Origin of the sequence: Cupriavidus sp. DB3, assembly GCF_020418465.1 — a bacterium.
In the GTDB taxonomy this organism is placed as follows: domain Bacteria; phylum Pseudomonadota; class Gammaproteobacteria; order Burkholderiales; family Burkholderiaceae; genus Cupriavidus; species Cupriavidus cauae.
Map to the genome: position 1 here is coordinate 197,502 of NZ_JAIZPL010000007.1, position 13,619 is coordinate 211,120.

Sequence of the window (13,619 nt, forward strand, 5' to 3'; positions counted from 1 at the left end):
GCACGCGGCACGCGGCAGTCCATAGAGCGGCGCCATGGCCGCACGCGAACGGGAAAGCTCTTTTATACTGGCCCATTCCAACCCGAACGAAGCCTCAGAACGCGACATGACCGATACCGCCCAAGCCGCCGCTGGCGCCTCTGCCGCCCCCTCCGCCCGCTTCGAGGGCAGCGCCCACTACGTGGCCACCGACGACCTGAAGCTCGCCGTCAACGCCGCGCGCACGCTGCAGCGTCCGCTGCTGATCAAGGGCGAGCCTGGCACCGGCAAGACCATGCTGGCCGAGGAAGTCGCCGCCGCGCTGGGCATGCCGCTGCTGCAATGGCATATCAAGTCGACCACCAAGGCGCAGCAGGGCCTGTACGAATACGATGCGGTGTCCCGCCTGCGAGACTCGCAGCTCGGCGACGACCGCGTGCACGACATCCGCAACTACATCGTCAAGGGCGTGCTGTGGCAGGCGTTCGAGTCCGACGAGCCGGTGGTGCTGCTGATCGACGAGATCGACAAGGCGGACATCGAATTCCCCAACGACCTGCTGCGCGAAATCGACCGGATGGAGTTCTACGTCTACGAGACGCGCGAACTGATCCGCGCCAGACATCGTCCGCTGGTCATCATCACGTCGAACAACGAGAAGGAACTGCCGGACGCCTTCCTGCGCCGCTGCTTCTTCCACTACATCAAGTTCCCCGACGCCGACACCATGCAGCGCATCGTCGACGTCCACTATCCGGGCATCAAGCGCGAACTGGTATCGGCCGCGCTCGAGGCGTTCTACGAGATGCGCAACCTGCCGGGCCTGAAGAAGAAGCCGTCGACCTCGGAGCTGATCGACTGGCTCAAGCTGCTGATGGCCGAGGACATTCCGCCCGAGGCGCTGCGCAGCCCGGACAAGAAGGCCGCGATCCCGCCGCTGCACGGCGCGCTGCTGAAGAACGAGCAGGACGTGCATCTGTTCGAGCGCCTGGTCTTCATGAACCGCGCCAACCGCTGAACGCCGCCCTGCCCTTCATCGAACTGCGAACCTCGACCTTCGAACCTCCAACCCTCCCCAGGAACCCCGATGACCCGTCTGATCGCGCCGATCGTGCTGGAAGGCCGGCACGTCATGCTCGAGCCGCTCGACGCCGCGCATGAAACCGAACTGCGCGCGGCCGCGAGCGATGGCGAGCTGTGGAAGCTGTGGTACACCTCGGTGCCGACGCCCGACGGCATGCGCGCGTGGATCGACACCGCGCTGGACCAGCGCGACCGCCTCGGCGCGATGCCCTTCGTGGTGCGGCGCGTGCAGGACGGCGTGGTCGGTCCGGTGGTCGGCTCGACGCGGATGTTCAATGTCGACGAGACCCACCGGCGGCTCGAGATCGGCCACACCTGGTATGCGCAGAGTGTGCAGCGCACGGCGGTCAACACCGAGTGCAAGCTGCTGTTGCTCGCGCATGCCTTCGAGCAGCTGCGCTGCATCGCGGTCGAATTCCGCACGCACTGGATGAACCACCAGAGCCGCGCCGCGATCGCCCGGCTCGGCGCCAAGCAGGACGGCGTGCTGCGCAACCATCAGGTGATGCCCGACGGCTCGCTGCGCGACACCGTGGTCTTCTCGATCATCGCCAGCGAATGGCCGACGGTGAAGCGCCATCTGCATTACCGCCTGGAGATGCCGCGCTGAGCGCCGCGTGCACGATCGCACCGACCGCACGCACACGACACACAGCGCGCACAGAGCGCAACGCACGCACCGCCAGCCCACCGCGACACCGAGACCCGCCATGCTGATCGACTTCTTCTTCTCGCTGCGGCACGCCAAGCTGCCGGTATCCGTCAAGGAATACCTGACCATGCTGGAGGCACTGAAGGCCCAGGTGATCGCGCCGTCGATCGACGAGTTCTACTACCTGTCGCGCATGACGCTGGTCAAGGACGAGAAGCACTTCGACAAGTTCGACCAGACCTTCGCGGCCTACTTCAAGGGCGTCGAGAACCTGGTCGACTGGAAGTCCGACATCCCGCTCGACTGGCTGCAGAAGACGCTGGAGCGCGAACTGTCGCCGGAGGAGAAGGCCAGGATCGAAGCGATGGGCGGGCTCGACAAGCTGATGGAGCGCCTGAAGCAGCTGCTCGAAGAGCAGAAGGAAAAGCACGAGGGCGGCAACAAGTGGATCGGCACCGGCGGCACCTCGCCGTTCGGCCACGGCGGCTACAACCCCGAGGGCATCCGCATCGGCGGCCCGTCCAAGGGCAACCGCACCGCGATCAAGGTATGGGAGACGCGCGCCTATCGCGACTACGACGATCAGGTCGAGCTGGGCACGCGCAACATCAAGGTCGCGCTGCGGCGGCTGCGCCGGTTCGCGCGCGAAGGCGCCGACACCGAGCTGGACCTGGACGACACCATCCATTCGACCGCGGCCAACGCGGGCCTGCTCGACATCAGGCTGCGCCCGGAGCGGCACAACAAGGTCAAGGTGCTGATGCTGATGGATGTCGGCGGCTCGATGGACGACCACATCAAGCGCGTCGAGGAACTGTTCTCGGCGGCCAAGACCGAGTTCAAGCACCTGGAGTACTACTACTTCCACAACTGCGTCTACGACTACGTGTGGAAGAACAACCGCCGCCGCCACGCGGAGAAGATCGCCACCTGGGACCTGATCCACAAGTACACGCCCGACTACAAGGTGATCTTCGTCGGCGACGCGACCATGAGCCCGTACGAGATCCTGCAGCCGGGCGGTTCGGTCGAGTACAACAATCCCGAGGCGGGCGCGGTCTGGCTGAACCGGCTGATCGACCAGTTCCCGCGCTTCGTCTGGCTCAATCCGGAGCCGGAAGGCCTGTGGCAGTACCGCCAGTCGATCTCGGTGATCAACCAGATCATGAAGGCGCGGATGTATCCGGTGACCATCGCCGGGCTCGAGCAGGCGATGAAGGTGCTGTCGAAGTAAGCCGGCCGTCGCCCGCTCACGCCACCACGTCCACCCCTTCCATCAGCCACTGCCGGAAGGTCTGCAGCGCCGGCAGGTGCTGCTTCTGCTCCGGATAGCACAGGTAATAGCCCTTCTTGCTGAGCACCCGCGCGGGGTGCGCCACCACCAGCGCCCCGCTGGCCAGCTCCTGCTCGATCAGGCAGCGCGGGATCAGCGCGATGCCCAGCCCCGACAGCGCCGCCTGGGTCAGCAGCGAGAACTGGTCGAAGCGCGGACCGCTCCAGGCCTCGCGCGTGGTCACGCCCAGCTCGCCCAGCCAGTCGGACCAGGCCTCCGGCACCGTCGTATGGTGCAGCAGCGGATAGTTCAGCAGCGCCTGGGGCGACGCGGCGACGCCGTTGGGCTCGTTGGCCAGCAAACCCGGCCGGCACACCGGCAACACCTCGCGGCCGGTCATGTAGTCGGCCAGGCTGCCAGGCCAGACGCCATCGCCGAAGCGGATCGCCGCGTCGAGGTCCGGCTGCGAGAAGTCATAGCCCTGCGCGTGCGGCACGAATTCCAGCGTGACCTCGGGATGGCGCTCGAAGAACTGCGGCAGCCGCGGAATCAGCCACTTGGCGCCCAGCGTCGGCATGCTGGCGATATGCAGCGTGCCGCCGCGGCCCTGGCTGGCCACCAGCTCGACGGTAGCGGCCTCGATTTCCTGCAGGCTGGGCCGGATCCGCTCCAGATAGCGGCGGCCGGCATCGGTCAGCAGCAGGCGCTGACGGACGCGTTCGAACAGATCCACGCCCAGCGACGACTCGAGCTGGCGGACCTGCTTGCTGACCGCGCCCTGCGTGACATGGAGCTCGCGGGCGGCCAGCGTAAAACTGAGATGACGGGCGGCGGCCTCGAAGGCCTGCAGCCCGGTCAACGACGGGCATAGGCGCCGCATGCGACTTCCTCGATTTCCCAGACTTCACGACCAAATGGAATGACCGTGCGATTTTAATTCGTTTGCACGGTTCTTGCAGATTTGCGCAGAATCGCAAGCAAAGCTCAACGAGGCTTTCTAGCACAGCAACGACGGGCGCGCCCTGCCGACGCCCTTTCTCCCCCATTTCCGTGTTGGACCCCTTTTCAGGATCATTCATGCAACGCCGTAACATGCTCCGCCTCATCGCTGCCGGCTCGGCCGCCCTGGCCGCCGGCCTGTCGTTCCAGGCTGCCGCGCAGGGTTCGTATCCGACCAAGCCGATCACGCTGGTCGTGCCCTTCCCGGCCGGCGGCACCACCGACATCGTCGCCCGCATCGTCGCCGACAAGCTGGGCCAGCAACTGGGCCAGGCCGTGGTGGTCGACAACCGCGGCGGCGCCGGCGGCAGCATCGGCACCAGCTACCTGGCCAAGGCCACGCCGGACGGCTACACCATCGGCATCGCCACCGCCTCGACCCACGGCATCAACCCGGCGATCTACCCGCGCCTGCAGTACGACGCGACCAAGGACTTCACCACCATCACCAACCTGGCCTCGGTGCCGAACGTGATGAGCGTCCACCCGTCGGTCAAGGCCAACGACATGAAGGCCTTCATCGCGCTGGCGCAGTCGCAGCCGAACAAGCTGGCCTACGGCTCGGCCGGCAACGGCAGCGTGTCGCACATGATGGGCGAGCTGTTCAAGCTGAGCAGCAAGACCGAGCTGCTGCACGTGCCGTACAAGGGCGTCGGCCCGGCGCTGAACGACACGCTGGCCAACCAGGTCCAGATCCTGTTCGACAACCTGCCGTCGTCGCTGCCGTTCATCCAGGGCGGCAAGCTGCGCGCGCTGGCCGTGGCCGCGCCCAAGCGCGTCGCCGCGCTGCCGAACGTGCCGACCTTCGCCGAGCTGGGCCTGGCCGAGGTCAACGATTCGTCGTGGTTCGGCCTGATCGCCCCGGCCAAGCTGCCGGCCGACATCCAGACCAGGCTGCACGACGCCACCGTCAAGGTGCTGGCGATGCCCGAGGTCAAGGAGAAGTTCGAGAAGCTGGGCGCGACCCCGGTCGGCGACACGCCGGCGCACTTCGCCACGCAGATCAAGAACGAAGTGGCCAAGAACAAGCGCATCGCCGCCGCCGCCAAGATCTCGATGGACTAAGCCGCAAGACCGAGCCGCAAGCATCATGACCGAAGCAGACCGAAAGAGCGCGGAGCGCCCTTACTTCCTGCAACTGCCGGAAGGCGAGAGCAGCCCGCTCTTTCTCGATTCGCCGCATAGCGCGACCACCTACCCGGCGGACTTCCGCTTCGCCGCCGGGCTGCCCCTGAACCTGCTGCGCCAGGCCGAGGACACCTTCGTCGACGAGCTGTACGCCGACGCGCCGAAGCAGGGCATCGCGCTGCTGTGCGCGGGCTTTCCGCGCAGCTACCTCGATGCCAACCGCGGCATCGAGGAGATCGACCAGGCCCTGCTCGACGCCCCCTGGCCGGGCCCGATGCAGGAAACGCCCAAGACCCGGCTCGGCAAGGGCCTGGTCTGGCGTGTGCTCGACACCGGCGAGGCGATCTACGATCGCAAGCTGAGCGTGGCCGAGGTGCAGGCGCGCATCGAGCGCTACTACCTGCCCTACTACGCCCAGCTGCAGAAGCTGGCCGACCGGGCGATCGCCGAGCACGGCAGCGCGTGGCACATCAACTGCCATTCGATGCCGAGCGAGGCGGCGCAATACGCCACCGAGCATCCGGGCCTGCAGCATCCGGACTTCGTGGTGGGCGACCGCGACGGCAGCACCTGCGACAAGCGCTTCACCGACCTGGTCGAGGGCGTGCTGAAGGAAATGGGCTACGACGTCTGGCGCAACCACCCCTACAAGGGCGTGGAGATCGTGCGCGTGGTCGGCCAGCCCCAGGCCGGCCGCCACAGCCTGCAGCTCGAGATCAATCGCAAGCTGTACATGGACGAGGTGGCGCTGACCCGCAATGCGGGCTTCGACAAGCTCAAGCAGAACCTGAACGCGCTGCTTGCCGAGCTCGACCGCTTCGCCCGTTCGGCGGCGACGCGTTAAGCGCCAAGCGCCGGGCCGGCATCGGCCCGGCGCGATTCGCTGCACCAGGGCGCCGCAATGGCGTCACGAGGGAGCGGACCGGGCTCGCACCGAGGCCGGATCGGGTCCAAATCGGGCCCTGTCCGCGCTCGGGACTGACCCTAGGTTGGCTGCCGCGAGGAACTTTGTGCAAAGGGTTTCCTCTATCATGGCAGTCTTTTGCCAACCACTTCGCCCCCGAAGCAAGCAGATCCCGTGATCCGACGAATTTCCATGCGGCTGCGCGCCCTCGCCGCCGCGGCCGCCGCTCTGATGCTGGCCGCGTGCGCCACCGCGCCTTCCGAGTCCGGCGACACCGCCGGCCAGCAGGCCCAGGCCCCCGCCGCCAGCCCCGCCCCGCAGACCCCCGCGCCCGCACCGCGCGGCGCGACTTCCTACTCCGACAAGCAGGCGGTACCGCCGCCGGACAACGACAACTCCCCGACAAAGACCGTCACGCTGCCGCCCACCGGCCGCGTCAGCCTGGCCGAATACCGGGCGCAGATGCGCCAGCAGCTGATGCGCAGCGAGAACGCCAGCGCGGACGTGGCCGACTGCGCCGCGCACGCGAGCTGGGTGGTGCCGCGCTCGGCGACCTACGACGCGCTGCGCATCCCGACCGGCGCGCTGGCGTCGGGACAGGCCTCGGTCGAAAGCTGGGAAGGCCGCTTCTCGCGCGGCAAGCAGGCGGTGCCGGTGACCTCGGTGGTGACCTTCTCGGCCGCCGCGCATCGCCGCAACGGCCAGTCGCGCTGGGACCCGGTCAAGGTCCGTTGCGGCTATGACGACGGCATGATGCTGGCCTACGAACTGCTGGACGACGACGGCGACATCATCGTCGAACCGGCCGCCAAGCCCGCCGTCAGCGTGGCGCCGCGCAACGCCACGGCCAAGGGCCGCAAGGCGAAGGCGACCAGGTCGAGCCGCTCGGGCAAGGCCGCGGCGTCGGCGAAATCGTCGGGCGGCACGAAGAAGGCCGCGGCGAAGTCCGGCGCTTCCACCAGCAGCAAATCGACGAAGAAGACCAGCAAGTCGGCGCGCTGATCCTGCCGCGCGGCATCGTCACGCTTGCCGCTGACTTGCCGCTGACTTGCCGCTGTAATGCGGCCGACTTGGCGCTGAACTGGCGCCGACTTGCCGCTGAATCGCCGCCGCATCCCGCGGCGGCGTGGCTCAGTCCAGCTGCGCCAGGATCGCCTGCAGCATCGCCGCGCCCAGCAGCGCGCTGCGGGCGCCGTTCCAGCCCACCTCCGGCTGCGGCAGGTCGGCGTTGTCCTTGAACGGCATCTCCAGCGTCAGCGACAGGCAGCCGAACGCGTGGCCGATGTACTTGGAGGCCAGCTTCAGCGCATCGGCGTTGTACTTGCTCGCCGCATAGCCATGCACGTCCTGGAAGTCCGGCGTGGCGCGCTTGAACGCCTCGACGAAGCGCGCCTGCGCGACGCGCTGGGACTCCGTGAAACTGGGCAGCATCTCGCTGCCGGCGACGAAGTTGTACGGCAGGCCCTCGTCGCCGTGGATGTCGAAGAACAGGTCGCAGCCGGTCGACTCGATCGCGCGGCGCACGTGATAGACCTCGGGGCTGGTATCGAGGCTCGGCGCCATCCACTCGCGGTTCAGGTTCGCGCCGGCGGCGTTGGTGCGCAGATTGCCCAGCGCCGAGCCGTCCGGATTCATGTTCGGCACGATATGGAAGACGGCCTTCTGCAGCAGCCGCTCGGCCACGCCGTCGCCGGCCCAGATGCCGGTGCCGGTCAGCCGCTGCAGCACGCCCTCGATGAACCATTCGGCCATGGTTTCGCCGGGATGCTGGCGCGCGATCATCCAGATGGTCTTGCGGCCGGCATTGTCACCGTCTTCCGGCGTACCGATCGTCACCGCCGTCATGGCGCGGCCCCGGACCGTGCTGCCCAGATGCGTCAGCCGCGCGCGCGGCGAACGCTGGCAGGTGCCCAGCAGGGCCAGGTGGCGCTCTTCGGGATACGGCTCGAAATAGGCGAACCAGACGCTGTCATGCGCCGGCGTGAATTCGACCGTCATCACCTGCCCGTCGAAGCGGGTCGGCACGCGGAACCACTGCACGCGGTCGTACGAGGCCACGGCCCGGTAGTCGCGCCAGCCGTCCGGATAGGTGCAATCGCCGGCGTTCAGGAATTGCAGCCGGCAGGCCTGGCCGGCCGCGCCGTGCAGCCCGAAATGGAACCACTGGCGGAAGTCGGCATGCGAATCGGCGCGGATGCGCAGCCGGATATCGTCGGCGCGGTCCAGCGCCTCGACTTCGATCGCGCCGGAATCGAACCGGCTGGAGATATGCAGCGCTGCGGTCTTCATGTCTGAGCCTCGCAAGACGAATTTGTTGTTGGCCGCGTTGTTGGCCGGCCCGGCGCGTGGCCATCGGCCCGACGCCCGCGCGCGCGGCGTCAGTCTTCCAGCCGGCGGCGGAACACCCAGCGCGCCGCGTCGGACGCCTTCGCGTCGTAGGCGTAGCCGTCTTCGGCGAACTTCTTCAGGCCGGCCGCTTCGGTGATGCGCCGGGTCACCGCGAAGCGCGCCATCGTGCCGCGCGCGCGCTTGGCGTGGAACGAGATGATCTTGTAGCGGCCGCCCTTCCAGTCCTCGAACACCGGCGTGATCACGCGCGCGTTCAGCACCTTGGGACGGACGACCTTGAAGTATTCCTCGGAGGCCAGATTGACCAGCGTCGGCGCGCCCTCGCCCTTCAGCGCGGCGAGGTCCTTGTTCAGCAGTTGCGTCACGTCGTCGCCCCAGAACGCGTACAGGTCCTTGCCGGCCTCGTTGGCCAGCCGCGTGCCCATCTCGAGGCGGTACGGCTGCATCCAGTCCAGCGGCCGCAGCACGCCGTACAGGCCCGACAGGATGCGGACATGGCGCTGCGCGAAGGCGAGGTCGTCGTCGGACAGGCTGGGGGCGTCGAGCCCTTCATAGACATCGCCGTTGAAGGCCAGCGCCGCCGGCTTGCTGTTGCGCGCGGTGAATTTGGGCGACCAGTCGGCGTAGCGGGTCGCGTTCAGCACCGCGAGCTTGTCCGAGATATCCATCAGCGTGCCGATTTCCTGCGGCGACAGCGCGCGCAGGCGTTCGATCAGCTGCGCCGAACGCGGGATCAGCCGCGGCAGGTGGCTGGCATTGAGCGGAGGCCGGACGCGGGGCGGCGTCTCGTAGTCCAGCGACTTGGCGGGCGACAGAACGATCAACATGGCAGAATGCGGCAGAAACAAAGTTCCGATTGTAACGAATGCTCAACCCCTCTACCGGACCCGCGATCGGGTCCAACGCCGGGTCCAACGCCGGGTCCGCCACAGGACCCAGCGTCGCACCCAACCCCGCGCCCGCGCTTCCGAACGCAGCGCCCGACGACGCCTCCCCGCCCCGCGTGGTGCTGGACTCCAACGTCTGGATCGACCTGCTGGTATTCCGCGATCCGCATGCCGAGCCGATCCGCACGGCCCTGCGGGACGGCGCCATCGCGCCGCTGATCCGCGCCGATTGCCGCGAGGAATTGCGCCGCGTGCTGGCGTACCCGCAGTTCGCGCGCTTCGACGTCGATATCGACGAGGCGCTGGCGACCGTGGACCGGCTGACCACCGCGGTCGCACCGCCCTGCCCGACGCAGGCCGAAGCGATCCGGCTGCCGCGCTGCCGCGACGGCGACGACCAGAAGTTCATCGAGCTGGCGCACTTCGCCGGCGCCGAATGCCTGGTGTCGAAGGACAAGGCGGTGCTCAAGCTGGCGGGCCGGCTGCGCCGCAGCAGCGGCGTCGCGGTATTGACGCCGCAGGCCTTCGCGCCCTGGCTGGCCGCGCGGCCGGCGCGCTAGAATCGCCTCCGATTGCCAGCCTGCCACCCCGCCTCCCCGCCATCCGATTGACGTTCGACCATTTGACGATTTGACGATTGACGCCATGTCCGCCGACGCCCCGCTGAGCCCTCCCCCATCCCGCCTGCCCAACGTGGGCACCACCATCTTCACCGTGATGTCGGCGCTCGCCGCCGAGAAGAATGCGGTCAATCTGGGCCAGGGTTTTCCGGACTTCGATTGCGATCCGAAGATCGTCGACGCGGTCACGCGCGCGATGCGGGGCGGCCTGAACCAGTATCCGCCGATGGCCGGCGTGCCGAGCCTGCGCCAGGCCATCGCGACCAAGATCGGCAGGCTCTACGGCCGCGCCTACGATGCCGACAGCGAGATCACGGTGACCGCGGGCGCGACGCAGGCGCTGCTGACCGCGATCCTGTGCGCGGTGCATCCGGGCGACGAAGTGATCGTGCTGGAGCCGTGCTACGACAGCTATCTGCCGGCGATCGAACTGGCCGGCGGCAAGCCGGTGCCGGTGATGCTGGACGCGCCGCACTTCCGCATTCCGTTCGACCGCCTCGCGGCCGCGATCACGCCGCGCACGCGGATGATCCTGATCAACACGCCGCACAACCCGACAGGCACGATCTGGCGCGAGGACGATATGCGCCAATTGGCCGCGCTGCTGGCGGGCACGGACATCCTGCTGCTGTCGGACGAGGTCTACGAGCACATGGTCTACGACGGCCAGTCGCATCAGTCGGTGGCGCGCCATCCGGAACTGGCGCGGCGCAGCTTCGTCGTGTCGAGCTTCGGCAAGACCTATCACGTGACCGGCTGGAAGGTCGGCTATGTCGCCGCGCCGGCCGCGCTGATGGCGGAATTCCGCAAGGTCCACCAGTTCAATGTGTTCACCGTCAACACGCCGGTGCAGCACGGCCTGGCCGACTACATGGCCGACCCCGGGCCCTATCTCGAATTGCCGGCCTTCTACCAGGCCAAGCGCGATTACTTCCGTGCGGGACTGGCCGATACGCGCTTCAAGCTGCTGCCGTCGGACGGCACCTATTTCCAGTGCGTCGACTATTCGGCGATCTCGGACATGAGCGAAGCGGATTTCGCGATGTGGCTGACGCGCGAGATCGGCGTCGCGGCGATTCCGGTATCGGCGTTCTATTCGCAGCCGCGCGAATCCGGCGTGGTGCGCTTCTGCTTCGCCAAGCGGGAGGAGACGCTGGCGCTGGCCTTGGAGCGGCTGCGCAAGCTGTGAGGCAGGGCGGGCGGTCTGCGCCATGCGACCGCCCGTTGCCCTCTCCCCGGCCCTCTCCCCGGCCCTCTCCCGCAAGCGGGAGAGGGAGTACACCGAGGGTTATGAACACCGGCGCGCTACGAAGGACCGGCAACGAATGCCCGGCCCGGCGGAGTTCTCCCTCTCCCCTCAGGGGGAGAGGGTTGGGGAGAGGGGGGCTCCAAACCGCGATCGCCCTCTTACGGCTTGTTCCGGCTCAGCATCAGCTCGGTGTTGGTCTTGCGGTCCGCGTTGACCTTCTGCACCGTCGGCCGCTCGCTCATGCGCTTCAGATAGTCCTTGACCGGCAGGTCGGCCAGCATGTCGTTGCCGTAAATGATCTTGGTGCACGCCGACACCAGCGGCAGATGCACCACCGCGGCGCAGTCGGCCAGCGTGAAGGTGTCGCCGGCCATATATGGTGAAAACTTCGCCAGCCTGGCGAAGGCGGGAATGTAGCGGGTCAGCAGCTTGTGCTGGCGCTCCTTGACCCCATCGCTGACCTTGCCGCCGAAAAACGCCTCGGGATAAAGCTCCCGCGCGGTCAGTTCCAGATACAGTTCCATGTAGGTGACCAGTTCGCGCACCTTGCCGGCGGCGAGCGGATCGGCCGGCAGCAGCGGGGTCTGCGGATAGGCGGCCTCCAGGTATTCGGCGATCACCTCCGATTCGCACAGCGTGCCGCCGTCCGCGACGATGTACGGCACCTTGCCCAGCGGCGAGGCGTTCAGGTCGGTCTCGCCGATCCAGGCCAGCACCTCCTCGAACGGCACATTCTTTTCCAGCAGCGCCAGCTTGACCTTGTTGTAGTAGTTGCTGGCAGCAAAGCCGCAGAGCTTCAGCATGGGTATGTCTCCTTTGTTGTGCTGCGTTCTCCCGGACGGGATCGGTGGCCGCGCCCCGGCTTTTTTGGCCGATCAGCGCACGCGCCGGCGCGGCAGTGTTCACGCAACGAGTGCAAAAACCGCACGAGCGTGCTAATTTAACCACAACTTTTTGGAAGCACGATGAGCACTTTGACTATCGACACCCTCGGCATCGTGGGCACCGGCGCGATGGGCCGGGGCATTGCCCAGATCGCGGCGCAGGCCGGCCTGACCGTCCGCCTGTTCGACACCAATCCCCAGGCCGTCGCGGCCGCCCGCCAGTATCTGCAGGACACGCTGGCCAAGCTCGCCGACAAGGGCAAGATCAGCAGCGACGATGCCGCCGCCACGCTGTCGCGCGTGCAGCCGTGCGGCGCGCTCGAGGAAATGGCCGATTGCGACATGGTGCTCGAGGCCATCGTCGAGCGGCTCGAGGTCAAGCGCGAGCTGGTCGCCAAGCTCGAGGCCATCGTGCGTGCGGACGCGGTGATCGCGTCGAACACCTCGTCGCTGTCGATCACCGCAATCGCGGTCGGCGCGAAGCACCCAGGCCGCGTCGTCGGCTATCACTTCTTCAACCCGGTGCCGCTGATGAAGGTGGTCGAGGTGATCGACGGCCTGTCCGGCGATCCGGCGGTCGGCGATGCGCTGATGGCGCTGTCGCGCCGGATGGGCCATACGCCGGTGCGCTGCAAGGACATGCCGGGCTTCATCGTCAACCATGCCGGCCGCGGCATGAACATCGAAGGGCTGAAGGCCGCGCAGGAAGGCGTGGCCGAGTTCGCCGACATCGACGCGATCATGCGCGAGCAGGCGGGCTTCCGCATGGGCCCGTTCGAGCTGATGGACCTGACCGGGCTCGACGTCTCGCACCCGGTGATGGAGTCGATCTACAACCAGTTCTACCAGGAGCCGCGCTACCGCCCCTCGCCGATCACGGCGATCCGCCAGGTCGGCGGGCTGCTGGGCCGCAAGACCGGCGCCGGTTTCTACCGCTATGTCGATGGCCAGAAGCAGCTGCCCGCCGCCGCGCCGGCGCCCAGCGCGCGCCCGGCCAACGTCTGGGTCAGCCGCGACAGCGAGCGCGGCCATGCGATGGTGGTCAAGCTGCTGACCGCGATGGGCGTCACGCCCGAGGGCGGCAACGCACCGTCGGCCGATGCGCTGATCGTCGTCACGCCGCTCGGGTTGGATGCCACCACCTGCGCGCTGCAGCAGGGCCTGGACGCCAGCCGCGTGGTCGCCATCGACACGCTGCTGCCGTTCGAGGCCACCAGGCGCCGCACGCTGATGACGACGCCCGCCACCAGCGCGGCCATGCGCGATTGCGCCCACGGCCTGTTCGCCAGCGACGGCGTGCCGGTCACGGTGATCCGCGATTCGGCCGGCTTCGTCGCCCAGCGCATCGTCTCGTGCATCGTCAATATCGCCTCCGATATCGCGCAGCAGCGCATCGCGACGCCGTCGGACATCGACCTCGCCGTCAACCTGGGCCTGGGCTATCCAAAGGGCCCGCTGGCGCTGGGCGATGCGATCGGCCCGCAACTGGTGCTCGAGGTGCTGCGCAATATGGAGCGGCTGACCGGCGACATGCGCTATCGCCCGAGCCCTTGGCTGTGGCGCCGTGCCAGCCTGGGCCTGTCGCTGCTGACCGAGGAAGCCTGACGCTCCC

At 67.6% G+C, this 13,619-nt stretch carries 13 protein-coding genes; 9 read left to right on the forward strand and 4 right to left on the reverse strand.

The genetic code is table 11. The features are described 5' to 3' along the window. The first annotated feature begins 106 nt into the window (after window positions 1-106). The 3 genes from K7G19_RS21860 to K7G19_RS21870 all read left to right on the forward strand — a co-directional run bounded on the left by K7G19_RS21860 (window position 107) and on the right by K7G19_RS21870 (window position 2,948). The gene (locus tag K7G19_RS21860; protein WP_149319339.1) at window positions 107-997 is read left to right on the forward strand and encodes a MoxR family ATPase; all 891 of its coding nucleotides are present in this window, start codon (window positions 107-109) and stop codon (window positions 995-997) included. Between the two features lie 69 nt (window positions 998-1,066). Further along, window positions 1,067-1,672: a GNAT family N-acetyltransferase gene (locus K7G19_RS21865; protein ID WP_149319340.1), complete on the forward strand. Its 606-nt coding sequence runs from the start codon at window positions 1,067-1,069 to the stop codon at window positions 1,670-1,672. A gap of 100 nt (window positions 1,673-1,772) precedes the next feature. Next, on the forward strand, window positions 1,773-2,948 hold the full coding sequence (locus K7G19_RS21870; RefSeq protein WP_226109127.1) for a VWA domain-containing protein: 1,176 nt from the start codon (window positions 1,773-1,775) through the stop codon (window positions 2,946-2,948). Between the two features lie 16 nt (window positions 2,949-2,964). Here K7G19_RS21870 and gcvA read toward each other — a convergent pair whose 3' ends face one another. Then, window positions 2,965-3,867 (reverse strand): transcriptional regulator GcvA, encoded by a 903-nt coding sequence (gcvA, locus tag K7G19_RS21875; protein ID WP_064573152.1) that lies wholly within the window; start codon window positions 3,865-3,867, stop codon window positions 2,965-2,967. 197 nt (window positions 3,868-4,064) lie between these two features. Here gcvA and K7G19_RS21880 point away from each other — a divergent pair, with 197 nt between their 5' ends. From K7G19_RS21880 to K7G19_RS21890, 3 genes are all read left to right on the forward strand, one after another. Continuing rightward, window positions 4,065-5,051 carry a tripartite tricarboxylate transporter substrate binding protein gene (locus tag K7G19_RS21880; protein WP_149319342.1) on the forward strand — a complete coding sequence of 329 codons (987 nt, stop codon included), beginning with the start codon at window positions 4,065-4,067 and terminating at the stop codon, window positions 5,049-5,051. A gap of 25 nt (window positions 5,052-5,076) precedes the next feature. After that, on the forward strand, window positions 5,077-5,958 hold the full coding sequence (locus K7G19_RS21885; RefSeq protein WP_226109128.1) for an N-formylglutamate amidohydrolase: 882 nt from the start codon (window positions 5,077-5,079) through the stop codon (window positions 5,956-5,958). 234 nt (window positions 5,959-6,192) lie between these two features. Next, complete coding sequence (locus K7G19_RS21890) at window positions 6,193-7,020, forward strand: BspC domain-containing protein (RefSeq protein ID WP_370639587.1); 828 nt, start codon at window positions 6,193-6,195, stop codon at window positions 7,018-7,020. A gap of 129 nt (window positions 7,021-7,149) precedes the next feature. On the opposite strand, the gene K7G19_RS21895 is transcribed toward K7G19_RS21890, so the two are convergent. Both K7G19_RS21895 and yaaA read right to left on the reverse strand, forming a co-directional pair. Beyond that, window positions 7,150-8,307 carry a M14-type cytosolic carboxypeptidase gene (locus K7G19_RS21895; RefSeq protein WP_226109130.1) on the reverse strand — a complete coding sequence of 386 codons (1,158 nt, stop codon included), beginning with the start codon at window positions 8,305-8,307 and terminating at the stop codon, window positions 7,150-7,152. 89 nt (window positions 8,308-8,396) lie between these two features. Next, on the reverse strand, window positions 8,397-9,194 hold the full coding sequence (gene yaaA, locus K7G19_RS21900; RefSeq protein WP_150084788.1) for a peroxide stress protein YaaA: 798 nt from the start codon (window positions 9,192-9,194) through the stop codon (window positions 8,397-8,399). 38 nt (window positions 9,195-9,232) lie between these two features. Here yaaA and K7G19_RS21905 point away from each other — a divergent pair, with 38 nt between their 5' ends. Together K7G19_RS21905 and K7G19_RS21910 are read left to right on the forward strand one after the other, a co-directional pair. After that, window positions 9,233-9,814 carry a putative toxin-antitoxin system toxin component, PIN family gene (locus K7G19_RS21905; protein WP_149319347.1) on the forward strand — a complete coding sequence of 194 codons (582 nt, stop codon included), beginning with the start codon at window positions 9,233-9,235 and terminating at the stop codon, window positions 9,812-9,814. Window positions 9,815-9,899: 85 nt separating this feature from the next. Further along, window positions 9,900-11,063: a pyridoxal phosphate-dependent aminotransferase gene (locus K7G19_RS21910; RefSeq protein WP_226109131.1), complete on the forward strand. Its 1,164-nt coding sequence runs from the start codon at window positions 9,900-9,902 to the stop codon at window positions 11,061-11,063. Window positions 11,064-11,281: 218 nt separating this feature from the next. Here the strand turns inward: K7G19_RS21910 and K7G19_RS21915 are convergent, their stop codons facing one another. Next, window positions 11,282-11,926, reverse strand: coding sequence for a glutathione S-transferase (locus tag K7G19_RS21915; RefSeq protein WP_226109132.1), 645 nt, complete (start codon window positions 11,924-11,926; stop codon window positions 11,282-11,284). A 162-nt stretch (window positions 11,927-12,088) separates the two neighbouring features. On the opposite strand from K7G19_RS21915, the gene K7G19_RS21920 reads away from it, so the two are divergent. Beyond that, window positions 12,089-13,612 (forward strand): 3-hydroxyacyl-CoA dehydrogenase, encoded by a 1,524-nt coding sequence (locus K7G19_RS21920; RefSeq protein WP_226109133.1) that lies wholly within the window; start codon window positions 12,089-12,091, stop codon window positions 13,610-13,612. Window positions 13,613-13,619 lie beyond the last annotated feature (7 nt).